Source organism: Acidocella facilis ATCC 35904 (assembly GCF_000687875.1).
Classification (GTDB): Bacteria; Pseudomonadota; Alphaproteobacteria; order Acetobacterales; family Acetobacteraceae; genus Acidocella; species Acidocella facilis.
Genome location: NZ_JHYG01000005.1, coordinates 189840 through 215598 on the forward strand (window position 1 = coordinate 189840; position 25759 = coordinate 215598).

Genomic DNA, 25759 nt, shown 5'->3' on the forward strand with positions numbered 1-25759 from the left:
GGGTCAGGCAGAGATTCAACACAAGATGCACTTTAATTGAGTCATATCAGGGCCTAAACTCGATCCATGGCACAGATCCGAACCGATAAATCCTGGCACGGCGTCAAGCTCGCGACCTTCGAGGCCGCCCCCGATCCGGATGCCGAGACCGTGCTGGTCACGCTGCCCGCCGCCTGGGGGCAGGAGGCGGCGAACGCGCTGGCGGCCATTCTGCCGGGCCGGCGGATGCGCCATATCGCCGAGGCGGCGGAGAGCTGGATCGCGCCGATCGCGGCCCGGGCTTTGGCCGCCGGGCTGGGCGAGCGCATCGGCCATGAGCTGCACGCCATGCTGGCCGCGCACCGCGCCAGCCCCAGCGGCAATGTCTGGCGCAACCGCGCCGGTGGGCAGCCGGGCTTTGTGTTTAACCCTTCCGCTTATCTTGATGAGGCGGGCGGGTTCGACTTCGCCGCCCTTGGCCATGACGTGCAGCTGGCGGTGACGGCGCTGACCCTGGCCGCCCCCTCCGAGCACCGGCTGCGACTGGGTTTTACCGATTTCAATTTGTTCCTGGCGCGGCTGGGGCTGGCTTACGACTCGGCGCAGGCGCGGGATCTGGCGGTGACGCTGACCGGCTTCATCGGCGCCGAGGCGGATCTGGCCTCCGCCCGGCTGCTGGCGCGCGGCAATGCCCCGGGCACGCGCATCACCGCCCCGGCTTTGCCAGAGGATGGCGTGCTGCCCGGGCTGCGCGAAGCGGCTTTGGCGGCGCAGGAGCAGGCGCTCAGCTTCGGCCAGCGCCGGCATGAAAGCCTGCTGGGTTTCCTCGGCGAGGCCGAGATCGAGGCGCTGCTGGGCGCCGAGCAGGTGAATTTCGCCCCTGCCCTCTCGCCCTTGAACCAGGATGGCGGGCTGGCGCGCTGGGCGTTGCAATCCCTGGCGGCGCGCGGGCTAACGGCAGAGCGGGCGCTGGCCCGGATGCTGGGCGGTGAGGAATTGTTCCCGCTGCCCCGCCCCAGCGCCCATGGCGCGATGCATGAGGCGCTGGCCGCCCTGGTGCCCGCCATGCCGGCCCGCCCGGCACCGTTGGTCGCCCCGGCCACGCAGATCAACCGCGAAATGCTGCCGGCCCGGCGCAGCGGCTATACCCAGAAAGTGGCCGTGGGCGGGCACAAGCTGTTCCTCTCCACCGGAGAGTATAAGGACGGGCGGCTGGGTGAGATCTTCATCGCCCTGCACAAGGAGGGCTCGGCCTTCCGCGGGCTGATGGATGCCTTCGCCATCTCGGTCAGCATCGGGCTGCAGCACGGCGTCAATCTCTCCACCTATGTCGAGGCCTTCACCTTCACCCGCTTTGGGCCGGCCGGCGTGGTCGAAGGCGACCCGGCGGTGCCGGCCGCGACCTCGATGCTGGATTATGTCTTCCGCAATCTGGCCGTGAATTATCTCGGCCAGACCAACCTCGCCCCGGCCGGCATTGACGCGCCGGATGAGCTGGGCGACGGTGCGGCGGAACGCGCGCCCTTGCTGCCGCTGGACCTGCCGGCCCCGGCCCCGCGCGAACGCCGTCGCAATTTGAAACTGGTGAGCTGAGATGAGCATTTCCGAGCGCCTGGCCGAGCTGGGCATCACACTGCCGCAGGCGATGGCGCCGGTTGCGAATTATGTGCCGGTGAGCATCACCGGCAATCTGGTCACGGTCAGCGGCCAGCTGCCGGCGATCGCCGGCAAGGTCGCCGTGACTGGCAAGCTCGGCGCCAGCGTGGCGCTGGAAGAAGGCCAGCACGCGGCGCGGCTCTGCCTGATCAATGTGCTCGCCCAGCTGCAGGCGGCGTTGCCGAATGGGCTGGAGAGCGTGACCAAGGTGGTGCGGCTCGGCGGCTTCATTTCCTGCACCCCGGATTTCACCCAGCATGCGGTGGTGATGAACGGGGCGTCCGATCTTTCGGTGGCGGTGTTTGGCGAGGCCGGGCGGCATGCGCGCTCCACCGTGGGCGTGGCCTCGCTGCCGCTGGACGCGGCGGTGGAGGTCGAAGGGCTGTTTTATATCGGTTAATTCACTCTCCGCGTGATTTTGACCGTTTTTCTGCCTTTATTATCGCGGTTATAAGTCGGTCATGAGTCATACCGACATCCCGTCCCTGCCTTTGCGCATGGCGGTGAACATCGTTCTGGATGGCGCCTTCGCGGGTTTGGCTGTGGGCGCCAGCTTCTGGCTCGCCAATCCCGCGGCGCCGGTGCCGCACCCGCATATGCTGCCGGTGGCGGGCGCGGGCGCGATCTGGCTGCTCGGCATCCCCTTTGGCCTCTCCCGGCTGCATTGGCGCTTCGTCTCGATGCGCGATCTGATGGGGTTGGGGCTGGCGGCGCTGGTGACGGCGCTGATGCTGTGCCTGCTGGTGGTCGGGGCCGGCATTTCCCTGCCCTCGGCCTCCTTTCCGGTCATCCTCATTCTCACCCTCGGCGCAGCGCTGACCGTGCCGAAACTGATCTACCGGCTGATCCGCCAGAAGCGCGGCGCGCGGGGCGCGGCCCAGACCGCCCTGCTGGTCGGCGATGGCGAATATGCCGAGATGTTTCTCGCCGCTCATGCCCAGCAGGCCAGCGCGCCCTATCGCATCACCGGGCTGATCTCGCTCTCCGAGAAACATATCGGCCGGCGCGTGCATGGGCTGGACGTGCTGGCCGCCGCCGATGGCGCCGGGGACATGTTGGAGCGGCTGGCGGAAAAGCCGGATCTGCTCATCGTCACCGCGCCGCATTTCACCGGCGACCGGCTGCATTGCCTGATTCGCGCCGCCGAGGCCCGCAATATCCGGGTGATGCGCGCCCCCAGCCTCACCCGCCTGGCCCCGGCCGACCAGAAGATGGCGCTGCAACCGATCGCCATCGAGGATCTGCTCAACCGCCGCCAGGTGCAGCTGGACCGTGCCGCGATGGCGGATCTGATCGCCGGCAAGCGGGTGATGGTGACCGGGGCGGGCGGGAGCATCGGCTCCGAACTTTGCCGGCAGCTGGCGATGTTCACCCCGGCGGAGATTTTGCTGCTGGACAGCTCCGAATTCGCGCTCTGGCAAATCGATCTGGAAATCTGCGAGCTGGCCCCGGCACTGCCCCGGCGCGCGGTGGTGGCGGATGTGCGCGATGCGCCGCATATGCGCGCCATCGCAGATGAGTTTCTGCCGGATCTGGTCTTTCACGCGGCGGCGCTGAAGCATGTGCCGATCGTCGAGGCGAACAGGCTGGAAGGGCTGCGCACCAATGCGCTGGGTACCCAGGTGGTGGCGGATGCCGTGGCCGCCGCCGGGGCCAGCCTGATGGTGCTGATCTCGACCGACAAGGCAGTGAATCCGAGTTCGGTGATGGGCGCCTCGAAGCGGCTGGCGGAGATGTATGCGCAGGCGCTGGATGTGCAGGCGCGCCGCAGCCAGCAGGGCTTGCGCTGTGTGACCGTGCGCTTCGGCAATGTGCTGGGCTCCACCGGTTCGGTGGTGCCTTTGTTCCGCCGCCAGCTGGCGCAAGGCGGGCCGCTCACCGTGACTGATCCCGGCATGCAGCGTTATTTCATGACGGTGCGCGAGGCGGTGGGGCTGGTGCTGCAGGCCTCGGCCGTCGGCAGCGGCGCCGAGGCGATCCCCGATGGCGGGATTTTCGTGCTGGATATGGGTGAGCCGGTGAAGATCGTCGATCTCGCCCGGCAGATGATCCGCCTCGCCGGGCTGAAGCCGGATGAGGACATCCAGATCAAATTCACCGGGCTGCGGCCGGGCGAGAAATTATTTGAAGAATTGTTTCACGGCGCCGAGCAGCCGGTGCCGACCGAGCATGAGGGGCTGCTGATGGCCACCCCACGCCTGGCCGATCTGGCGGCCGTGCGCCGCGCCATGGAGGCGTTGGCCAGGCACGCGGCGCGTGGCGACGAGGCGCAGGCAATGGCGCTGCTGCAGCAGATGGTGCCGGAATTTTTCAGCCCCGCGCCTCTCGCGATTCCGCACGCAGCCGAGTAGTCTGCGGCGTCATGAACGCCCAGGCTTTTCCCCCGATCCCGTTTCTCGACCTCAAGGCGCAACAGGCGCGGCTTCCCGGGCTGAAAGCCCGGCTCGACGCGGTTCTGGCGCATGGGCAATATATTCTCGGGCCCGAGGTGCATGAGCTGGAAGCCAAGCTTGCCGGCTTCTGTGGTGCGGCGCATTGCGTCAGCGTCTCCTCCGGCACGGATGCGCTGCAGATCGCGCTGATGGCCGAGGGTATCGGGCGCGGCGATGCGGTGTTCCTGCCCGCCTTCACCTACACCGCCACCGCCGAGGTGCCGCTGCTGCTGGGGGCAACGCCGGTGTTCGTGGATGTCGATCCCCGCACTTTCCAGATGGATCTGGCCAGCCTGGAGGCGCGCATCGCCACTGTGAAGAAGGCGGGGGCGTTGCGGCCGCGGGCGATCATCGGGGTGGATCTGTTCGGCCAGCCGGCGGACTGGGCCGGGATTGCAACCATTGCGGCGCGCGAGGGGCTGTTTACGCTCGATGATTGCGCCCAGAGCTTCGGCGCCGCGCAAGGCGGGGTACGGCTGGGCAAAGCCGCCGATGCCACCGCCACCAGCTTTTTCCCTTCCAAGCCGCTCGGCGCCTATGGCGATGGCGGGGCGCTGTTCACGCAATCCGCCGAGCGCGCGGCGCTCTATCGCTCACTGCGCACCCATGGCGAGGGCACGACCCGCTATGAGGTGCTGCGCACCGGCATGAATGGCCGGCTGGATACGATGCAGGCCGCCGTGCTGCTGGCCAAGCTGGAGGTGTTCGAGGCCGAATTGGCGCGGCGCGAGGAGATCGCCCGCATTTACGACGCGGCGCTGAAAGACGTGCTGGCGGTGCCGGCCCGGATGCCCGGGAGCCAGAGCGCCTGGGCGGTTTATTGCGTGACGCTGCCGGATGAAGCCACCCGTGAGGCGGCGAAGGCGGCGCTGGCGGCGGCTTCCATCGGCCATGCGGTGTATTATCCCCGTGCCTTGCACCAGCAGCCTGCCTATCAGCCTTCGCATGACGGCGCGGCGCTGCCGGTGGCCGAGAGCCTGGGGGCAAGGGTGCTGGCGCTGCCGATCCACCCCGACCTTTCCGACGAGCAGGCGCAGCGCGTCGCCGCGACGCTGATCCAGGCGCTGGGGGGTTAGCCATGCCGCGCGGCGATCTGTTCCCCGATATCGGCCCGTTCGAGACCGGCTATCTGCCCCTCTCCGAGGGGCATGTGATGTACTGGGAGCAGGTCGGCAACCCGAATGGCAAGCCGGTTTTGTTTCTGCATGGCGGTCCCGGCGCCGGGGCCGGGGCGGTGCATCGGCGGTTTTTCGATCCCAGCAACTGGCGGGTGATCATTTTCGACCAGCGCGGCGCCGGGCGTTCGCGCCCGCTGGGAGGGCTGGAGAACAACAATACCCCGCAGCTGATCCGCGATATCGAAACGCTGCGAAATTTCCTGAATATCGAGCGAATGGTGCTGTTTGGCGGCTCCTGGGGCTCGACCCTGGCGCTGGCCTATGCGCAGGCGCATCCCGAGCATGTGGCGGCGGCGATTTTGCGCGGCATCTTCCTCGGCCGGACGCAGGAGGTGGAGTGGTTCCTGCACGGGCTGCAGCGCGTGTTTCCGGACGCCCACGCCGCCTTCACCAGCTTCCTGCCGCCGGAAGAGCGCGGCGACATCCTCGGCAATTATTTCAAGCGCCTGACCGACCCGGACCCACGCATGCAGGCGGAAGCGGCGCGGGCCTGGAGCGTGTATGAGGGCTCCTGCTCGACGCTGCTGCCGAGCTTCGAGGCGGTCTCCGCCTTCGCCCAGGACCGCACCGCCATCGGGCTGGCAAGGATCGAGGCCTATTATTTCCGCAATGATCTGTTCCTGCCGCCGGGCGGGCTGCTGGCGCATATGCACCGGCTGCAGGGCATTCCCGGCGAGATCGTGCAGGGGCGCTATGACATGATCTGCCCGGCGCAATCCGCCTTCGAGCTGGCCGCCGCCTGGGAGCAGGCAAGGCTGACCATCGTGCCGGATGCCGGGCATTCGGCGCTGGAACCGGGCGTGCGCACCGCGCTGATTTCCGCCCTTGAGCGCTGCCGGGGGCTGCTATGAGCCTCTCGCGGCGCACGCTGCTGGGGGCCGGGCTGGCCCTGCCCTTCGCCCGCCCGGGCCTGGCCGCACAGCCTGCCGCCCCCTGGCCCGGCGCGCTGGTGATGGGCACCGGCGCCCCCGGCGGGGCGTTTGCGATTTTCGCGCCGGCCTGGGGCGAGCTTGTGCAGCGGGAAACCGGCATCGATATCGCCTACCGCACCACCGGCGGTTCCAGCGCCGATCTGCTGTTGATCGAGGAAGGCAAGGCGCAGCTTGGGCTCTCCAGCACGGCGGTGGCGGCGCAGGGGCGTTCCGGCCAGGGCAGCTGGACCGCCGGGGTAAAGCTGAACGGCTTCCGCGCCCTGTTCCCGGCCTATGCCTCCAGCCTGCAGGTCGTCGCCTCCACCGGGGCAGGCGTGCGCGAGCTGGCGCAGTTGCAGGGGCAGGTGGTCGGCGTCGGGCCGGATGGCTCCAGCAGCGCCGATACGGTGAAACAGATTCTGACAGCACTGGGCGTGGCCCCTGCCCGGGTGGTGAGCGGCGATTACCAGCAGCAGGTGCTGGCGATGCTGAAAGGCGAGCTGGCGGCCTGCGCCTTTATCGGGGCGCCGCCGCTGCCGGCGCTGAACGCGGCGGCGATGGGGCGGCATCTGGCGCTCATCGGCATGTCCGCCGCGCAATCGGCCCAGGTGGCGCATAAGCTGCCGGGATTTTTCCGGACGGTTCTGAGCGCCGACACCTTTCCGGGGCAGAGCGTGAATGTCGGCACGGTGGGGACATCGAATGTCGCGGTCTGTGCGACCGACCTGCCGGACAGCCTGGCCGAGGCGGTGACACGCGCGGCGCTGAAGAACCGCAAGCTGCTGGGCGTGGCGGTGCCGGCGGCGGGGCATGCGCAGGAGCTGGCGCCGATTTACGCGGCGGGGATTGCGTTTCATCCTGGTGCGGCCAAGGCGTTGCGGGCGGCGGGGTACCGGCTGCCGCAGAAGGCTGTGCAGGGTTAGGCACCGCCCGTGCCCAAGCCCCAAAGGTTTTGTGGCCCTTTTTGAAAAAAGGGCCACGCCCCAAAAACTTTTTTAAACCAAACGCCCGTCGCGCAGCGTGATCTGCCGATCCATGCGCGCGGCCAGTTCAGGGTTGTGGGTGGCGATCAGCGCGGCGGTGTTTTCGCTGCGCACCACATGCAGCAACTCCTCGAACACGATGTTGGAGGTGGCGACATCGAGATTACCCGTCGGCTCATCGGCCAGCAGCAGCGAGGGATGGTTGGCGAGCGCCCGGGCGATGGCCACGCGCTGTTTCTCGCCGCCCGAAAGCTTGCCCGGCAGATGCGTCGCGCGCGGACCCAGACCGAATTTTTCCAGCAATTCCATGGAGCGTTGATGCGCGGCCGCCTGCGGCACACCGGCGATCATCTGCGGGATGGAGATATTCTCCAGCGCGGTGAATTCCGCCAGCAGATGATGGAACTGATAGACGAAGCCGATCTCCTGACGGCGCATCGCGGTACGCCCGGCATCGTTCAGCTCGGCGGCGTTCTGGCCGCGAATGATCACCGCCCCTGCATCCGGCTTTTCCAAAAGCCCTGCCAGATGCAGCAAGGTGGACTTGCCGGAGCCGGAGGGGGCGACCAGGGCGACGATCTCGCCCGGGGCCAGGGTCAGCTCCGCGCCGTCCAGCACGGTAAGGCCGCCAGCATCGGACTGGTAGGTGCGGCGGACCGCCTTCATCGAGAGCAGATATTCACTCACTGCGCAGCGTCTCCACCGGGTCGATCTTCGCCGCCCGCCAGCTGGGATAGAGGGTGGCCAGCACCGAAAGCACCAGCGCCATCAGCACAATCTCCACCACCTCGCGCCAATCCAGCTGGGCCGGCAGGGATTCAAGATAATAGATGGTCGGGTCAAAGAGTTTCTGGCCGGTGATGTGCTGGATGAACAGCCTGATATCGTTGATGTAATGGCAGAACAGCACGCCCAGCGCGAAGCCGATGAAGGTGCCGAGCACGCCGATGGAAGCGCCCGCCATCAGGAAGATGCGCAGCACCGAACCAGAACTCGCCCCCATCGTGCGCAGGATCGCAATATCCTTCGCCTTGTCCTTCACCATCATGATCATCGAGGAGATCACATTGAAGGCGGCGACGATGATGATCAGCGTCAGGATCAGGAACATCACATTGCGCTCGACGGTGACGGCGGCGAGGAATGAATCGTTGTTCTGCTTCCAGTCCTGAATATTCAAGGGCTGGCCTGGGAACATGTTGAGAATCGCCTGCTTCACCGCTTCATCGTGATCCGGGTCGGTGACGAAGACCTGGATCTGGCTGGCGCTGCCGGTCTGCTGGAACAAGGTCTGCGCGGCGTCCAGCGGCAGGAAGACGAAGCTCGAATCATATTGCTGCATGCCGGTCTGGAAAATCGCCACCACATGGAAGGCCTGGATCGACGGGATGGTGCCGATGACGGTGGCTTTTCCTTGCGGCAAAATCAGCGAGATTTGCGAACCGACGGAGAGGTTGAATTGCTGCGCCAGCCCGGCGCCAATGGCAATCGCATCGCCCCCGGTGAGGTTGGCGAGCGAACCGGCGACGACATGGTGGGAGACGGTAGGCAGCTGTTTCAGACCGTCCAGCGTGATGCCGCGCGCGATGCCGCCGGTGGCCCCGCCTTGCGGGCCGGACATCAGCACCTCGCCCTGCGAGATCGGGAAGGCGCCGGTGACATCCTTGATGGTCCGGATCTTCTGCGACATCGCATCATAATTGGTCAGTGGCTGGCCGGCGCCATAGATGCCGATATCGCCATTGAGCCCGAGAATCTGGCTGAGCAGCTCCTGGCGGAAGCCATTCATCACCGAGGTGACGATGATGAGTGTGGCGACGCCAAGCGCGATGCCGACGAGCGAGAAAATCGCGATCACGGAGACGAAGCGCTCGCCGCGCCGGGCGCGCAGATAACGCGCCGCGATCTTCCGCTCGAAGGCGTTGAACATCAGAAGTGAACCTTTGCCAGTGCCTCGTCCACCGGTAGCTCGAAACGCTCGCCCGTGGCGCGGCGCTTCAGCTCCACCATGCGGTTCGCCGCCCCGCGCGGGCCGACGATCATCTGCCAGGGATGGCCCATCAGATCGGCCTCGGCGAATTTCGCCCCGGCGCGCTCCTCGCGGTCGTCATAGAGCGCGTCCTGGCCCAGCGCCTTGTAGAGTTCCTCGCACAGCCCGTCAGTAACGCTATCGCCCTGACGCAGATTGAGGATGGCGGCCTTGAAGGGGGCGATCGCATCCGGCCAGATGATCCCGGCCTCGTCATGCTTGGCCTCGATGATGGCGCCGACCAGGCGGGAGACGCCGATGCCGTAGGAGCCCATCTCGGGGAAGATCTTGCCGCCATCCGGGCCGTTGACGCTGAAATTCATCGATTTCGAATATTTGGTGCCGAAATAGAAGATCTGGCCGACCTCGATGCCGCGGCCTTCGCGGCGGCGCGCCTCGGGGATGGTCTCCCAGGTGGCCAGATCATGCTTCTCATCCGTGGCGGCGTAGATTGTGGTCATCTGCTCGTAGAATTTTTCCACGTCGTCATGCGCGAAGGCATCGCCCGCCTCGAAATCCGCATCATAGAACACGCCGGATTCGCCGGTGGGGGCGAGGATGTGAAATTCATGGGAAAGATCGCCACCGATCTGCCCGGTATCGGCGCGCATCGGGATCGCGGTGATGCCCAGGCGCTGGAAGGTGCGCATATAGGCCAGCATCATCTGCTTGTAGGTGATCACCGCACCTTCGCGGTCGAGGTCGAAGCCGTAGCCGTCCTTCATGTAGAATTCGCGGCCGCGCAGCACGCCAAAGCGCGGGCGCACCTCGTCGCGGAATTTCCACTGGATCTGGAAGGCGTTCTGCGGGAGGTCGCGATAGCTCTTCACCGAATCACGGAAGATCGAGGTGATCATTTCCTCGTTGGTCGGGCCGTAGAGCAGCTCGCGCTCATGCCGGTCGGTGATGCGCAGCATCTCCTTGCCGTAGGCGTCATAGCGGCCGGATTCGCGCCAGAGATCCGCACTCTGGATGGTCGGCATCAGCACTTCCTGGGCGCCGGCCGCCCATTGCTCCTCCCGCACGATCTGCGCGATCTTGTTCAGAACCTTGATGCCCGTCGGCAGCCAGGCATAGATGCCCGAGGCCATCTGCCGGACCATGCCGGCGCGCAGCATCAGCCGGTGCGAGACGATCTGCGCTTCGGCGGGCGTTTCCTTGAGGGTGGGGATCAGGCTTTTGGACAGACGCATGATGAACCTTAAAACAGGGATTGAGGCTTTTCGGTGGCCGGGGGCGGCGGCGCTTGGGCGGGCGCATCCTCGGCCAGCCAGCGATTGGCGGCACGGCGCGCCGGCTGCTCGACGAAGCCGCGCAGCAGGATCGCGAGGATGAAGGTGAGGCCGGTCATGATCAGCGCGAAGAGCGCTTTCTCATCGGTGGGTTGCCAGCCGAGATGGCGGAAGAGCTGTACCGTCAGCAATTCGGCGATGGCGAAGCTCATATAGAAACAATAAGACAGCAGGCCGAGAAAATGCAGCGCTGGGCGGCGGCCGAAAGCCGGCGGGCGCTGCGCGTCATACTGCATATAGAGCCCGAACAGCAGCATCCACAGCCCGAGCACGGTGGCGACATCCACCGTCAGCGCGCCGAGCAGGATCAGCGCCGCGCCGCCGCCGATGAAGACCTGGCGCCAGACATCATAATCGGCGGCCGCTGAGGCGATACGGACCATCACCATGCCGGCGAGAAATTCCGGAATCAGGCGCCAGAGCCCGGCGGCGAAGGCGAGATTGAGGGTCTCGCCGGCGAAATAATAGATCAGCCCCATCACCGGGAAGACGACGATGGCGAGCTGCAGGGAGACCCCTCGGTCCCAATAGGTCAGCAGCAGCGCGAAGAGCGGGAAGAGCAGATAGCCAGCCCATTCCGTGCTCACCGACCAGGCCGGGTAGTTCCAGGCGCCGAAATGGTCCAGCCCCCAGCCCTGCACCAGGAAGAGATTCTCGACGAAGCTGCCGAGGCCGAAACGCTGCGGACTTTGCGGGGCGATACCCAGCGCGCTACCCAGCGCCAGCAAGGCGAGCAGGATCAGCAAGGTGGCCAGATGCACCGGATAGATGCGCGCCAGGCGCTTGCCATAGAAGCGCAGCCAGGCCCGCGGCGGCGCCGGGCGGAATCGCGCATCGACCTGATCCATGTTCGGGGCGTTGAATTCCTGGTGGGTGTGCATCAGCACCAGCCCGGAGAGGATGAAGAACCCGTCCACCCCCATATAGCCATGCCTCACCAAACCGGCGGCAGGCCCCAGCCAGGCGGAGAAATGCAAATGCAGATCCAGGTGATAGACGAACACCCAGGCCGCGAAGGCGGCACGGCAGATCGTCAGGTCGGTGAGTTCCGGCTTCTGGCTCATCATCGGCGCCCTGCTCTAAATCAATCTTCGGTCAGATAGAAGCTGCGCCGGGGCGCCCAGGACAAAATGGCCGAAAAGAAAGAAGCCCGCCAGCCCATAAGGGCGGCGGGCCAAGTTCAGGGAGGAAACGCCAGTCACACGGCAGGATGAAGAACCAAACTCCATCCGTACCCACATAATGCGCCGCAACATGGAGGGAAGGCCAGAAAAAAAGCCTCGCAAAAAGCAAGTTTTTTAGGCTTTCAGACGCATTGTGCGCGGTACATAACCATGATGACTGAAAATCCTTAAAATCAGCCTAATTTTCACTCAAACCCGCAAAATATGGACCTCGACCAGAGGACGCTTGCCCAGCTTCTTGCCGACGATCCGGCGCAGACCGGCCCGGGCCGCGTCGGCGAAGGCCGCCTCGTCCTGGCGCAAGGACGGGGCGAGGTCTTCCAGAAGCTCCTGGAATTCCTCCTCAAAAGCGCGGCGCTGGCGGGCATCCAGCTCCTCCAGCAGGCCGGGGGCGGAAATTTGCGGGGTGCCGCGCAGCGCCCCCCTGGAGTCGATGGCCAGGCTGCCGACAACGACGCCATTGAACAGCATGCGCTTGCGCGCCGCGAGCACGCCGCCTTTCAGCGGCACGATGCGCTCGCCATCCACCACCAGCCGGCCGGTGGGCACGCTATCCACCACCGCCGGGCCGTTGCCGCCGAACAGCACCACATCGCCATTCTCCACCAGCAGCGTCTCGATGCCGTTTTCCTTGGCGAAGGCCGCCTGGGTGGAGAGGTGACGCCATTCGCCATGGGTCGGGATGATATATTTCGGCCGGACCAGCTTATAGAGCTTGCGCAGCTCCTCACGCGCCGGATGGCCGGAGACATGGACGAATTCGTCGCCATCCACGATCACCTCGACCCCGCGCCGTGCCAGCTGGTCCTGCACCGCGAAGATGGCGCGCTCATTGCCGGGGATGGTGCGGGCGGAGAAGATCGCCTTGTCGCCCTCGCCCAGCACGGCGTAGCGGTGGGTGTCGGCGGCGATGCGAGCCATGGCGGAGCGCGGCTCACCCTGGCTGCCGGTAACCAGCAGCAGGAGATTGTCATCCGGGATGGAGCCGATCTCGTCCTCGGGCACGAAATCCGGCACATCGCGCAGATAGCCGGCCTCCTGGGCGGCGGCGATATAGTTGTTCAGGCTGCGCCCGACCAGCGCCACATGTCGCCCGGCGATCTCGCCGGCGGCGATGATGCTGGCCACGCGCGCGACGTTGGAGGCGAAGCAGGTCACGGCGATGCGCCCATCCAGCTCCGGCAGCAGCGCCTCGAAGCTCTTTTTCACATCGGATTCCGAGCCGGAATGGCCCTCGACCATGGCGTTGGTGGAATCCGAGACCATGGCCAGCACGCCCTTATCGCCCAGTTCGCGCAAGGCGGCCTCGTCCGTCACGTCGCCGATGACCGGGCCGTTATCGAATTTCCAGTCGCCGGTATGCAGCACGGTGCCGTAGCTGGTGGTGATCGCCAGCGCCTGGGCCTCAGGCGTGGAATGGGTCATGCGGATATAGCGCAGGCTGAACGGGGCCAGCTCAAAGGCGCCGCCGGGCGGGATGATGTGGATCTTCACCTCGCGGTGGAAGCTCACCTCCTGCAGCTTGCGGCGGATGACGGCGGCGGCGAAGGGGGTGGCATAGACCGGGCAGCGCAGCTGCGGCCAGAGCCGGGCGATGCCGCCAATATGGTCCTCGTGCGCATGGGTGATGACGAGGCCAAGCAGATCCTCGCGCTGCTGCGCGATGAAGGCCGGGTCCGGCAGCAGGATTTCCGCCTCCGGCGTCTCCGGCCCGGAAAAGCCCATGCCGCAATCCACGGCCAGCCATTTGCCGTCACAGCCATAGAGGTTGAAGTTCATCCCGATCTCGCCGGTGCCGCCGAGCGGCACGAAGATGAACCCCGCCTCGGCCTCGTCGATGACGGGGGCGGTCTTGCCTTTGGATTTAGCCACGAATTGGTCTGCTCCTCGCGTGTCGTCAGTCAGTTTCAAGGAACCGCGCGCGATCGCGCGGCAAAGAGGGGGGCTTATTGCGCATGGAGAGCAGGCGCAACCCTTCCAGCGTCAGGTCTGGGTCAATGGCGGTGAATTTGGCGGTGCCTTCGGCAAAAAGCGGGGCCAGGCCGCCGGTGGCGATGGCCTTCAGCTTCGCCCCGAACTCACCCTCGATGCGGGCCAGCAGCCCCTCGATCAGCCCGATATAGCCCCAATAGATGCCCGATTGCATGGCCGGCACGGTATCGCGTCCGATCACCATCTGCGGGCGGCCGATGCCGATACGCGGCAGCCGGGCGGCGGCCTGGTGCAGCGCCTCGATGGAGAGATTGATACCCGGCGAAATGGCGCCGCCGATATAGGCGCCGGTTTCGTCCACCACATCGAAGGTGGTGGCGGTGCCGAAATCCACCACCACCAGCGGGCCCTGGTAATGCTGGTGCGCCGCCAAAGCGTTGAGCAGACGGTCCGCCCCGACCCCTTCGGGGTTGGCGGTCTTGATTTCGAAGCCCCAATCCAGCGCGGCGCGGGCCACCAGCGGCTCGGCCTCGAACCATTCCCGGCAGAGGCGGCGCAGATGGTACAAGGCGGCGGGGACGACTGTGCCGATGACGGCCCGGGTGATTTCCTGGGCGGAGATGCCGGCGCGGGCCAGCAGTACCTCCAGCCAGACGCCATATTCATCCGAGGTGCGCTGGGCGGAGGTCGCCAGCCGCCAATTGCCCCGCCATTGCGTGCCGTCATGCACGGCGAACACGATATTGGTGTTGCCTGCATCGATGACCAGAAGCATCCGCCCCTCCTCGCTCTTACCCGTTCGCCAGCAAGACTTCGCCGGTATTGAGCGCCTCGATACGATTTTCGCACTGCAACAGCAATTCGCCGGCGGGCGAAAGGCCGGCGAAGAGGCCGGCGCGGCGCTGGCCGGCGAAGGCGATATCCAGCTTGGTGCCGAGCGGATGGCCCAGCGCCAGCCAGGCGGCGCGGATCTCCTCGCCCGGCGCCTCCAGCAGCGGCTCCAGCCGGGCCAGGATGGCGCGGGCGGCGTCCTCCGGGGCCAGGACCAGCCCTTGCGCGGCCAGGGCCGTGGTGCGCCTTCCGGGGATTTCCGGGGCTTGGCGCAGATTGATGCCGATGCCGATGACCAGCCAGTCCAGCCGGGCACCGTCAGGCACCGCGTCGATCAGGATGCCGGCGAGCTTGGCGCCGTCGCAGAGAATGTCATTCGGCCATTTCAGCGACAGGCCCTGCGCCCCCTGCCCCGCCAGCGCCTGCGCCACGGCGATGCCGGCGACGAGCGAGAACAGCCCGGCTTCCGCCGCCGGACGGGTCGGGCGCAGCAAAATGGAGAGGTTGAGATTGCCTTCCGGCGCGCTCCAGGCCCGGCCACGCGAGCCGCGCCCGGCGGTCTGGCGCAGCGCCAGCACCGCGAGGCCGGAGGGCTCACCCGCCTTGGCGCGGGTGACCACAAGATCGGAGGTGGACCCCAGCTCCTCGTAACATTCGAGGCGCCAGGGGATCACCCCATCAGCGCCTTCGCGGCTTCGCCGGCCACCGCCATCAGCGGGCCGGGGAGAATGACGAAGACGATGGTGGCGAAGGCGCCGACCGCCATCACGAACCCGGCCCCGGCGGAGACGCGCTCGAAATTCGGCTGGCCCTTATCGAAATACATCACCTTGATCACGCGCAGATAATAGAAGGCGCTGACCACGCTGGCGACGATACCGATGATGGTGAGCGTATCCAGCCCGGCATTGAAGGCGGTGGCGAACACGTAGAGCTTGGCGAAGAAGCCGGCCAGCGGCGGAATGCCGGCCATGGACCACATGAACACCGCCATGGCGAAGGCAAAGCCAGGATGCTCGGAGGCGAGACCGGCGAGATCGCTGATCTTCTCCACAGATTGGCCGTTGCGGCGCATCGCCACCACGCAGCCGAAGACGCCGAAGGACATCACCACATAGATGGCGATATAGACCAGGCTGGCCTGGATGCCGTCCACCGTGCCGGTGGCCAGGCCCATCAGCGCGTAGCCCATATGGCTGATCGAGGAATAGGCCAGCAGTCGCTTGATATTGCTCTGGCCGATGGCGGCGAGCGCGCCGATGACCATGGAGAGCACCGCCAGGATCTGGATCAGCGCCGACCACTGGCCGGTGAGATGCCCGAACGGCCCGGCCATCACCGACAGGAACAGCGCCATGGCGGCGGCCTTCGGCGCGGTGGCGAAGAGAGCTGTTACGGAAGTAGGCGCGCCCTCATACACATCCGGCGCCCACATATGGAACGGGGCGGCGGAGATTTTGAAGGCGATGCCGACCAGCACGAACACCACCCCGGCGATGGTGCCGACACCGGCGGTGCCGCTGCGGAACACCTCGCCAAGTGCTGCGAAGTTGGTGGTGCCGGCGAAGCCATAGACCAGCGAGATGCCATAGACGAGCAGGCCGGAAGCCAGCGCGCCGAGCACGAAATATTTCAAGCCGGCTTCGGTGGAGCGCAGATTATCCCGCGCCAGCGCCGCGCAGATATAAAGGGCCAGCGATTGCAGCTCGAAGCCGAGATACAAGGTGAGCATGTCGGCGGCGGAGATCATCGCGATCATGCCGATGACGGCGAACAGCACCAGGATCGGATATTCGAACCGGGCAATGCCCTCGCGCTTATTGTAATCCACCGACAGGATCAGCGCCGCGATGGCGCCGAGATAGACCAGCGTATCCGCAAAGCGGGTGAACAGGCTGGTCTTGAACAGACCGTTCCAGATCAGCGTGTCCGGCGCCAGCAGATTGACCACGGCGGCAACCGCCAGCAGCACCACGGCGCCGAAGGTGACGGCCGGGGTGGTTTCGGATTTTTTCGCCAGCACGCCGCCTGTCAACAGCACCATGCCGCCAAGGCCCAGAACCAGGGCCGGGAGGAGAGCGTAGAGTTCGGTCATTTTGCGGTCACCATGGCCAGCGCCATATGCGGGTTGAGGGCAGCGGAATGCGCCTGCACGAGGGCGTTGATCGGCGCATCGAAGGCATGGGTGAAGCTGGAGGGATAGACGCCCAGCCACATCACCAGCACCGCCAGCGGCAGCAGCATGGCGTATTCACGGCCCGTGAGGTCTTTCAACCCCGCCAGCTCAGGCCTCGCATATTTCTCAAAGAGAACCGCGCGCACCAGCACCAGCGAGTAGGTGACGCCGAGCACCATGCCGGCGCCGCCGAGCAGCGAGACCCAGAAATTCACCTTCAGCGCGCCGACGATGACCAGGATTTCACCGATGAAGCCCGAAGTGCCGGGCAGGCCCATATTGGCCAGGGTGAAGAACATCAAGGCCGCCGCGAACACCGGCATATTGCTGGCCAGCCCGCCGAGATTTTTCAGCGTCAGGCCCTGGCCGCGGGCGGTGAGGATGCCGGCGCAGATGAACAGACCGGCGATGACGAGGCCATGGCTGAGCATCTGGAACAGCGCGCCCTCGATGCCTTCCACCGTGAAGGTGAACAGCCCGATGATGATGACGCCCATATGCGCGACCGAGGAGTAGGCGATCATGCGCTTCATATCCGTCTGCGCCAGGGCGACATAGGAGATGTAGATCACCGCCACCACGCCCAGCGTGAACATCAGCGGCTCGGCCGCGTAGGAAGCGTTGGGCAGCATCGGCAGGGCAAAGCGCAGGAAGCCGTAGGCGCCCATCTTGGAGAGCACGGCGGCGAGCATGATGGTGCCCGGCACCGGGGCCTCGCCATACGCGTCCGGCAGCCAGGTATGCAGCGGCCAGACCGCGGCCTTCACGCCGAAGGCGGCGAGGAAGGCGAGGAACAGCCACATCTGCGCATGCGCCGGGATGGCGGCATGGGTGATCACCGCGATGTTGGTGGTGCCGAGATGGCGCCAGATCCAGACCAGGGCCAGCAGCATGAACAGCGAGCCGGCCAGGGTGAAGACGAAGAATTTCACCGCCGCGTAGATCCGGCGCTCCCCGCCCCAGACGCCGATGATGAGATACATCGGCAGCAGCACGGCTTCGAAGAAGATGTAGAAGAGCACGAAATCCGTGGCGGCGAACATGCCGATGGTCATCGTCTCCAGCAGCAGCATCGCGGCGAAGAAGGAGCGCGCGCGGGTCTTGATGCCGTTGCTCGAAAGGATGGCGATCGGGGTCAGCACCAGGGTGAGCAGGATGAGGAACAGGCTGATGCCGTCCACGCCCATGCGATATTCGACATTGATGCCCGAGAGCCAGGGCATCGCCTCGACGAACTGGTAGCCGGCGATGCCGGTATTGAACTGCGTCCAGACATAAACGCCCAGAACCAGCACCAGCACCGAGAACCCGAGCGCGATGGCCCGCGCCCGGCAGGCGATCTTCGCCTCATCGCCGCTCAGCGTGGCGATGATGAAGGCGCCCAGCAGCGGCAAATAGGTGATCAGCGAGAGGATGGGAAAACCAAGCTGGTTCATATCACTTCACCCAGATGAAGAGGCTGACGAAGACCAGCAGGCCGATCAGCATGACGAAGGCGTAGAGCGCGATGGAGCCGGTTTGCAGCTTCACGGCCTGGGCGGAGGCATCAGAGGTGATCGCCGCCAGCCCCTTGGGCACGCCATCGATCACCTGCTCATCGCCGACGCGCCAGACGAATTTCGCCAGCTTCAGCGAGGGCCGCACCAGCAGTGCATCGTAGAGCTCGTCGAAATACCACTTGTGCAGCAGGAACTTGTAGACCGGCGAGAGGCTCTGCGAGAGCCGCCCCGGCAGCGAGGGCACCAGCAGGTAGAACAGCACCGCGACCAGAATGCCGAAAATGCCGACCAGCAGCGGCGCCATTTTCGCCAGGGACGAGATGTCCTCCATGTGGAACATGGCGGAGTTCGCGGCCACCGCGATGGAGCTGCCCCAGAAGCTCTGGAAGTTGGCGCCGATGAAATCCGGCTTCAGCGCGATGCCGGAACCGAACGCGCCGATGGCCAGGAACAGCAACGGCACCAGCATCACCGCCGGGCTTTCGTGCACATGGTCCTGCACATGCTTGGGCGCGCGGGACTTGCCGGTGAAGACCAGGAAGAACAGGCGCGAGGTATAGAAGGCGGTCAGCCCGGCGGCAGCGGTACCGCAGACCCAGCCATAGGTGCCCATGCCGGTATGCGCGGCCAGCGCCGCATCCAGGATCGCATCCTTGGAGTAATAGCCCGAGAAAGGCGGGATCGCGATCAGCGCCAGCGAGCCGATCAGCATCATCGCGCAGGTGAAAGGCAGTTTGCCCGCCAGACCGCCCATCAGCCGGATATCCTGCTCGTCGGACATCGCATGGATGACGGAGCCGGCGGAGAGGAAGAGCAGCGCCTTGAACAGAGCGTGGTTGATCAGATGAAACATCGCCACCGGGTAGGCGCCGACACCAGCGGCCAGGAACATGTAACCCAGCTGCGAGCAGGTGGAGTAGGCGATGACGCGCTTGATGTCGTTCTGCACGCAACCGATGGTGGCGGCGAAAAAGGCGGTGGTGGCGCCGATGAAGGTGATGAAGCTCATCGCCTCCGGGGCCAGATTGATCAGCGGCGACATGCGCACGATCATGAACACCCCGGCCGCGACCATGGTGGCGGCGTGGATGAGGGCGGAGATCGGCGTCGGGCCTTCCATCGCATCCGCCAGCCAGGTGTGCAGGACAATCTGCGCGGATTTACCCATGGCACCGATGAAGAGCAGGAAGGCGATGATCTCCAGCACCGGCAGCGAGGTGCCGAACAGCGTGTAATGCTGGCCGGCATGCGCGGCGGCACCGGCGAAGATCACATCGAACTGCGTGCTCTGGAAGGTGAAATAGACCAAGGCGATGCCGACGGCGAAGGCGAGATCACCCACGCGGTTGACGATGAAGGCCTTGATGGCGGCATCGTTGGCGGCTTTGCGGTCGTACCAGTAATTGATCAGCAGGTAGGAGACGAGGCCGACCCCTTCCCAGCCGAAGAACAGCTGCAGCAGGTTATTCGCCGTCACCAGCATCAACATCGCGAAGGTGAAGAGCGAGATATAGGACATGAAACGCTGCGGCGTCTTGTCATGCGCCATGTAGCCCACGGAATAGATATGGATGAGCATGGAGACCACGCTCACCATCAGCACCATCACCAGGCTCAGCTGGTCCTGCCGCAGCGACCAATCCGGGGTGAAGCCGCCGACATGGAACCAGGTAGCGAGATGCAGCGGCGCCTGCACCCCGGCCCGGTAGGCCAGGATGGCGAACAGCGCCGAGACCAGCATGAAGGCGACGCTGGCCCCCAGCGACGCGGCACGCCCGATGAAGGGGCGGGCGATGCCCGCGAGAATGGCGCCGACCAGCGGCGCGAAAACGGCAATCAAGGTGAACATGTTCAGCCCTTCATCAACGTCACGTCCTCGACCTCGATCGAGCCGCGATTGCGGAAATAGATGACCAGGATGGCGAGACCGATCGCCGATTCAGCGGCGGCGACGGTGAGCACGAACATGGTGAAGACCTGGCCCACCATGTCATGCAGCGCGCCGGAGAAGGCGACGAAGTTGAGATTGGCGGCGAGCAGGATCAGCTCGATCGACATCATGATGACGATGATGTTCTTCCGGTTCATGAAGATGCCGAAGATGCCGATGACCAGCAGCATCGCCGAGACCACCAGATAATGCGAGAGCGGGACGAGCATTACAGTGTCTCCTCGTGAGTCTGCTTGGCCGGCAGCGCGGCACCCTGGCCGAGCGGGGCGTTGACCAGGGCCAAAGTCTGCTTCGGATCGCGCGCATGCTGCGCGCTGAGATTCTGATGCAGCGAGCGCTTGCGGTCGCGGTGGGTGAGCACGATCGCGCCGATCATCGCCACCAGCAGCACGATGCCGGAAAGCTGGAACACCGGCAGGTAGGAGGTATAGAGCAGATTGCCCAACGCCACCGAGCTGGTGACGTTATCCGGGGTGGGGAACATCCGATCCGCACCGCCCGCCGGGGCAATCGCCCAATTGCCGGCGATGAAGGCCAGCTCGATGAACATGATGAGCGCCACGAGCGCGCCCACCGGCGCATAGCGCTGGAAGCCTTCGTTGAGGGCGACGAAATCCACATCCAGCATCATCACCACGAAGAGGAAGATGACCGCGACGGCGCCGACATAGACGATGGCGAGGATGAAGGCCAGGAACTCCGCCCCGGTGAGCAGGAACAGCACCGCCGCATTCACGAAACCGAGAATGAGGAAGAGCACGGCATGCACCGGGTTGCGGCTGGTCACCACCATCACCGCCGAAGCCAGCAGGATGAAGGAGAAGAGATAGAAAGCGAGATTTGCGATCATGTGCTTGGGGCCCTTACCGGTACGGCGCGTCCAGCTCGAGCCGCTTGGCCAATTCCGGCTCCCAACGGTCGCCATTATCCAAGAGCTTCGCCTTGTTATACATCAGTTCCTCGCGCGTTTCGGTCGCGAACTCGAAGTTCGGGCCTTCGACGATGGCATCGACCGGGCAGGCTTCCTCGCACAGGGCGCAATAGATGCACTTGGTCATGTCGATATCGTAGCGCGTGGTGCGGCGCGAGCCATCCTCGCGCGGTTCGGCCTCGATGGTGATGGCTTGGGCCGGGCACACCGCTTCGCACAATTTGCAAGCGATGCAGCGTTCCTCGCCATTCGGGTAGCGGCGCAGCGCGTGCTCACCCTTGAAGCGGGCCGAGGTGGGGTTCTTTTCGAACGGGTAGTTGATGGTCGCCTTGGGCCGGAAGAAATAGCGCAAGGTGATGCCCAGGCCGCAGAGAATTTCCCACAGCACCAGGCCCCATGTCCAACGCAGGACCTTGTTCATGATTGCGCTCCCTTACGCATGCGCCAGCAGGCCGGAATATTCCATCACGCCCGCAACGAGGACGAGATAGACGAGCGAGATGGGCAGGAAAACTTTCCAGCCCAGCGCCATCAGCTGATCGTAGCGCAGGCGCGGCAGCGTGGCGCGCACCCAGACGAAAACGAACAGGCAGATGAGCACTTTGAAGATGAACCAGAGCGGCCCTGGGATCATGGTGAAGGGCGCGAACGGGATCGGCGAGAGCCAGCCGCCCAGGAAGAGCGTGGTGGTCATGCCGCTGATCAGGATCATGTTGGCATATTCGCCGAGGAAGAAGAGCCCGAAGGACATCGAGCTATATTCCACGAAGAAGCCGGCGACGATTTCCGATTCACCTTCCGCCAGATCGAACGGGGCTCGGTTGGTTTCCGCCAGGCCCGAGATGAAGAAGATGATGAACACCGGGAAGAGCGGGATGGCGAACCAGAGATGCTTCTGCGCCAACACGATATCGTTGAGGTTCTGGCTGCCGGCGAGGATCAGCACCGTCACCATCACGAAGCCCATCGAGACTTCGTAGGAGACCATCTGGGCCGCCGAGCGCAGCGCGCCGAGGAAGGCGTATTTGGAATTGGAGGCCCAGCCGGCGATGATGATGCCGTAGACGCCAAGCGACGAGACCGCGAAGAGATAGAGCACGCCGACATTGATGTTGGCGATGGCCCAGCCATTATTCACCGGCATCACCGCCCAGGCGATGATGGCGAGGCCGAACGTGATCATCGGCGCCAGGATGAACAGCACCTTGTCCGAGCCGGTCGGAAGGATGGTTTCCTTCATCAGCATCTTGATCGCGTCCGCGAAAGGCTGCCAGAGGCCGAACGGGCCGACCACGTTGGGGCCCTTGCGCAGCTGGATGGCGCCCATCACCTTGCGCTCGAAATAGGTGAGGTAGGCGACGCCGATCAGCAGCGGCACCACCAGGGCCAGGGTTTTCAGGAGCGTGAGGATCACGATCCCGGTATCGGTATCCCAGAACGGCATGGTCATTCCGCGGCCTCCGCGAGGGCAGGATTATGGGCGGCCACGCAGGCGGCCATGGTCGGGCTGGAGCGGCTGATCACGTCGGTCTGGTAGTAATTCGCCAGAGCCGGGGTGAAGGGGGCATCGCCCAGCGCGCCGTAGCTGGCGGGGGCGGCCGTATCCGTGCCCGCGAAGCGGCGGAATTCTTGCCCGAACACCGGGTAATTGGCCTTCAGATGCGCGCGCAGCTGTTCCAGAGTGTCGTAGGGCAGCGCGTGGCCGAGATAGGCGGAGATGGCGCGCAGAATGCGCCAATCCTCACGTGCATCGCCCGGCGGCTTCACCGCGATATAGGCGCTCTGCACCCGCCCCTCCGTGTTGACGTAGGTGCCATCTTTTTCGGTGTAGGCGGCACCGGGCAGGATGACGTCCGCGCGGGAGGCGCCGGCATCGCCGTGATGGCCCTGATAGATCACGAAGCTGCTGTTGGGGATGTTGCGCACGGCCTCGTTATCGGCGCCGAGCAGCCAGAGCACGTCGGCGGCACCGCCCAGCATCGCTTGGGCGCTGAGGCCGTTGGTGCCGGGCAGCAAGCCCAGATCCAGCGCGCCAACGCGCGAGGCCGCGTGCTGCAGCACGTTGAAGCCATGCCATTCGGCATTCAGCATGTTGAACTGCGTGGCCAGCTTCCAGGCGGTGGCGTGCAAAGCCGCACCATCCGGCCGGGCCAGCGCGCCGGCGCCGATGATGAGCATCGGCTTGGCCGCACCCTTCAGCACTTCGGCGAATTCATGCGTGCCGTCCAGCAGCGCCTGCAAGGCCGCCGGGCCTTCGCCAAGATGCGTGGTCTTGTAGGTGAGATCAGCTTTTTCGCCAATCACGCCGACCTGGAATTTGCCCGCCAGCCAGCGCTTGCGGATGCGCGCATTCAACACCGGCGCCTCATGGCGGGGATTGCTGCCGATGATCAGCAGCGCATCCGCTTCCTCGATGCCGGCGATGGTGGTGTTGAAGCTGTAGAAGGCGCGCTTCGAAACATCGTAGGCGGCGCCATCAATCCGGCAATCGATATTGGCCGAGCCCTGCCCCGCCATGAATTCCTTCAGCGCCAGCATGGATTCGACATCCGCCAGATCACCGACCAGCGCGCCGATCTTCTCGGGTGCCGTGGCTTTGATCTTGCCGGCGATGGCGGCGAAGGCTTCTTCCCAGCTTGCCGGGCGCAGCTTGCCGTTTTCGCGAATCCAGGGACGATCCAGCCGGCGGCGCTTCAGCCCATCGACGGAGAAGCGGGATTTATCGCCCAGCCATTCCTCATTCACCTCGTCATTGATGCGCGGCAGAATGCGCAGCACTTCCGCGCCACGGGCATCGATACGGATGTTGGAGCCGAGCGCGTCCAGCACGTCGATGCTGTCGGTCTTGCGCAGCTCCCAGGGGCGCGCGGTGAAGGCGTAGGGCTTGCTGGTCAGCGCGCCGACCGGGCAAAGATCGATGATATTGCCGGAGAGTTCGGAGGTGAGCGCCTTCTGCACATAGGTGCCGATCTGCGTGCTCTCGCCGCGGAAAGTACCGCCCAGCTCCGCCGTGCCCGCCACTTCCGTGGTGAAGCGCACGCAGCGTGTGCAATGGATGCAACGCGTCATCGTGGTACGCACCAGCGGGCCCCAATCGGGCTGGGCGACGCTGCGCTTGTCTTCCTCATAGCGCGAGGTGTCGCGGCCATAGGCCACGGCTTCGTCCTGCAGATCGCACTCACCGCCCTGGTCGCAGATCGGGCAATCCAGCGGATGGTTGATCAGCAGGAATTCCATCACGCCGCGCCGGCCCTTGCGGACCATCTCGCTATCGGTGTGCACCACCATGCCATCCGCCACTGGCTGGCCGCAGGAGGCGACAGGCTTCGGCGGCATCTTCTCGATTTCGACGAGACACATGCGGCAATTGCCGGCCACCGAGAGGCGCTCATGATAGCAGAAGCGGGGAATTTCGATCCCCGCCGCCTCGCAGGCCTGGATCACGGTCGAGCCGTTGGGGACTTCGACCTCGATGCCATCGATTGTGAGCTTGGCCATGGCTTACTCCGCCGCCTGCGCCGCCACCGGCGGCTGATAATCGGTCGCGCGGGCTTCCACCTCGGGGCGGAAGGCGCGCATCATGCCCTGGATCGGCCAGGAAGACGCCTCGCCGAAGGCGCAGATCGTGTGGCCGGCCACCTGGGTGGTGACCTGCTCCAGCAGATGAATATCCGCCAAAGTCGCTTTGTTCTGCACGATGCGATCCATCTGGCGCATCATCCAGCCGGTGCCTTCGCGGCAGGGGGTGCACTGGCCGCAGCTCTCATGCTTGAAGAATTTCGAGAGCCGCCAAATGGCTTTCACCACATCCACGGATTTATCCATGACGATGATGGCGCCGGAGCCCATCATGCTCTTGGACGCTGCCAGACTGTCGAAATCCATCAGCTGGGTGTCGCACATCGCCTTGTTCAGCACCGGGGAGGAGGCGCCGCCGGGGATGACGGCGCCGAGATTATCCCAGCCACCGCGCACGCCGCCGGCATGTTTCTCGATCAGCTCGCGCAGCGGAATACCGAGCTCTTCCTCGACATTGCAGGGATTATTCACATGGCCGGAGATGCAGAAGATCTTGGTGCCGGCATTTTTCGGCTTGCCCAGGCCCGCGAACCAGGCGCCGCCACGGCGCATGATCGTCGGCACGCCGGCGATGGTCTCGACATTATTCACCGTCGTCGGGCAACCATACAGCCCCATCGCCGCCGGGAAGGGCGGCTTCATCCGCGGCATGCCCTTTTTGCCTTCCAGGCTCTCCAACATCGCGGATTCCTCGCCGCAAATGTAGGCGCCGGCGCCACGCTGCAGCACGAGGTCAAAATCCCACCCCGAACCTGCCGCATTCTTGCCAATCAAACCCGCTTCATAGGCTTCGTCGATCGCGAATTGGAGGCGCTGGGCTTCGTTGTAATACTCGCCGCGAATATAGATGAAGGCCTTGTTCGCCCCCATCGCGAAAGAGGCGATCAGCGCGCCTTCGATCAGCTTATGCGGCTCGTTGCGGATGATGTCGCGATCCTTGCAGGTGCCGGGCTCGGATTCGTCGGCATTGATGACGACGTAGGAGGGACGGCCATCGCTCTGCTTGGGCATGAAGGACCATTTCATGCCGGTGGGAAAGCCAGCCCCGCCACGCCCGCGCATGCCCGAGGCTTTCATCTCCTCGATCAGCGCATCGCGGCCCTTGGCGATGATCTCGGCGGTGCCGCTCCAATCGCCCCGGGCGCGGGCGCCGGCGAGTTTCCAATCCTGTTGGCCGTACAAATTCTGATAGATGCGGTCTTCATCTTTCAGCATC

The 25759-nt window shown here is 65.0% G+C and carries 22 protein-coding genes; 6 read left to right on the top strand and 16 right to left on the bottom strand.

Annotated features, from left to right (window positions below; genetic code table 11):
• The first annotated feature begins 66 nt into the window (after positions 1–66).
• The 6 genes from T331_RS0108610 to T331_RS0108635 all read left to right on the top strand — a co-directional run bounded on the left by T331_RS0108610 (position 67) and on the right by T331_RS0108635 (position 7079).
• On the top strand, positions 67–1572 hold the full coding sequence (locus T331_RS0108610; protein ID WP_026439710.1) for a TSCPD domain-containing protein: 1506 nt from the start codon (positions 67–69) through the stop codon (positions 1570–1572).
• A gap of 1 nt (position 1573) precedes the next feature.
• Entirely contained in the window at positions 1574–2035 is a 462-nt protein-coding gene (locus T331_RS0108615) for a RidA family protein (protein WP_008494419.1), read from the top strand.
• A 61-nt stretch (positions 2036–2096) separates the two neighbouring features.
• Positions 2097–3986 (top strand): polysaccharide biosynthesis protein, encoded by a 1890-nt coding sequence (locus T331_RS0108620; protein ID WP_026439711.1) that lies wholly within the window; start codon positions 2097–2099, stop codon positions 3984–3986.
• Positions 3987–3997: 11 nt separating this feature from the next.
• Complete coding sequence (locus tag T331_RS0108625; RefSeq protein WP_026439712.1) at positions 3998–5143, top strand: DegT/DnrJ/EryC1/StrS family aminotransferase; 1146 nt, start codon at positions 3998–4000, stop codon at positions 5141–5143.
• Positions 5144–5145: 2 nt separating this feature from the next.
• The gene (gene pip / locus T331_RS0108630; RefSeq protein ID WP_026439713.1) at positions 5146–6096 is read left to right on the top strand and encodes a prolyl aminopeptidase; all 951 of its coding nucleotides are present in this window, start codon (positions 5146–5148) and stop codon (positions 6094–6096) included.
• Complete coding sequence (locus T331_RS0108635) at positions 6093–7079, top strand: TAXI family TRAP transporter solute-binding subunit (RefSeq protein ID WP_026439714.1); 987 nt, start codon at positions 6093–6095, stop codon at positions 7077–7079. The genes pip and T331_RS0108635 overlap by 4 nt, the downstream gene beginning before the upstream one ends.
• A 72-nt stretch (positions 7080–7151) precedes the next feature.
• Here the strand turns inward: T331_RS0108635 and T331_RS0108640 are convergent, their stop codons facing one another.
• The 16 genes from T331_RS0108640 to nuoF form a co-directional block, all read right to left on the bottom strand.
• Complete coding sequence (locus tag T331_RS0108640) at positions 7152–7805, bottom strand: ABC transporter ATP-binding protein (RefSeq protein ID WP_081822186.1); 654 nt, start codon at positions 7803–7805, stop codon at positions 7152–7154.
• A gap of 13 nt (positions 7806–7818) precedes the next feature.
• Positions 7819–9069, bottom strand: coding sequence for a lipoprotein-releasing ABC transporter permease subunit (locus T331_RS0108645; RefSeq protein ID WP_026439716.1), 1251 nt, complete (start codon positions 9067–9069; stop codon positions 7819–7821).
• A complete protein-coding gene (gene proS, locus T331_RS0108650; protein WP_026439717.1) occupies positions 9069–10361 on the bottom strand; it encodes a proline--tRNA ligase in 1293 nt (430 codons plus the stop codon). The genes T331_RS0108645 and proS overlap by 1 nt, the downstream gene beginning before the upstream one ends.
• An 8-nt stretch (positions 10362–10369) precedes the next feature.
• Complete coding sequence (locus T331_RS17870; RefSeq protein ID WP_162173892.1) at positions 10370–11524, bottom strand: acyltransferase family protein; 1155 nt, start codon at positions 11522–11524, stop codon at positions 10370–10372.
• 309 nt (positions 11525–11833) lie between these two features.
• Positions 11834–13423 (bottom strand): ribonuclease J, encoded by a 1590-nt coding sequence (locus T331_RS0108660; protein WP_155992666.1) that lies wholly within the window; start codon positions 13421–13423, stop codon positions 11834–11836.
• A gap of 118 nt (positions 13424–13541) precedes the next feature.
• Positions 13542–14351 carry a type III pantothenate kinase gene (locus T331_RS0108665; protein WP_026439719.1) on the bottom strand — a complete coding sequence of 270 codons (810 nt, stop codon included), beginning with the start codon at positions 14349–14351 and terminating at the stop codon, positions 13542–13544.
• Positions 14352–14367: 16 nt separating this feature from the next.
• Entirely contained in the window at positions 14368–15081 is a 714-nt protein-coding gene (locus T331_RS0108670; RefSeq protein WP_051622268.1) for a biotin--[acetyl-CoA-carboxylase] ligase, read from the bottom strand.
• A complete protein-coding gene (gene nuoN, locus T331_RS0108675; protein WP_008494405.1) occupies positions 15078–16502 on the bottom strand; it encodes an NADH-quinone oxidoreductase subunit NuoN in 1425 nt (474 codons plus the stop codon). The genes T331_RS0108670 and nuoN overlap by 4 nt, the downstream gene beginning before the upstream one ends.
• The gene (locus tag T331_RS0108680; protein ID WP_026439721.1) at positions 16499–18019 is read right to left on the bottom strand and encodes a complex I subunit 4 family protein; all 1521 of its coding nucleotides are present in this window, start codon (positions 18017–18019) and stop codon (positions 16499–16501) included. Before T331_RS0108680 ends, nuoN begins: the two co-directional genes overlap by 4 nt.
• Before the next feature lies 1 nt (position 18020).
• Positions 18021–19931, bottom strand: coding sequence for an NADH-quinone oxidoreductase subunit L (gene nuoL / locus T331_RS0108685; protein WP_026439722.1), 1911 nt, complete (start codon positions 19929–19931; stop codon positions 18021–18023).
• 2 nt (positions 19932–19933) lie between these two features.
• Positions 19934–20242, bottom strand: a complete 309-nt coding sequence (gene nuoK / locus T331_RS0108690; RefSeq protein WP_026439723.1) for an NADH-quinone oxidoreductase subunit NuoK — start codon at positions 20240–20242, stop codon at positions 19934–19936.
• The gene (locus T331_RS0108695) at positions 20242–20883 is read right to left on the bottom strand and encodes an NADH-quinone oxidoreductase subunit J (protein ID WP_026439724.1); all 642 of its coding nucleotides are present in this window, start codon (positions 20881–20883) and stop codon (positions 20242–20244) included. Before T331_RS0108695 ends, nuoK begins: the two co-directional genes overlap by 1 nt.
• A 13-nt stretch (positions 20884–20896) precedes the next feature.
• Positions 20897–21385, bottom strand: a complete 489-nt coding sequence (gene nuoI / locus T331_RS0108700; protein WP_008494399.1) for an NADH-quinone oxidoreductase subunit NuoI — start codon at positions 21383–21385, stop codon at positions 20897–20899.
• A gap of 12 nt (positions 21386–21397) precedes the next feature.
• Entirely contained in the window at positions 21398–22408 is a 1011-nt protein-coding gene (gene nuoH / locus T331_RS0108705) for an NADH-quinone oxidoreductase subunit NuoH (RefSeq protein ID WP_008494398.1), read from the bottom strand.
• A gap of 2 nt (positions 22409–22410) precedes the next feature.
• Complete coding sequence (gene nuoG, locus T331_RS0108710; protein WP_026439726.1) at positions 22411–24462, bottom strand: NADH-quinone oxidoreductase subunit NuoG; 2052 nt, start codon at positions 24460–24462, stop codon at positions 22411–22413.
• A gap of 3 nt (positions 24463–24465) precedes the next feature.
• On the bottom strand, positions 24466–25758 hold the full coding sequence (nuoF, locus tag T331_RS0108715; RefSeq protein WP_008494396.1) for an NADH-quinone oxidoreductase subunit NuoF: 1293 nt from the start codon (positions 25756–25758) through the stop codon (positions 24466–24468).
• Position 25759 lies beyond the last annotated feature (1 nt).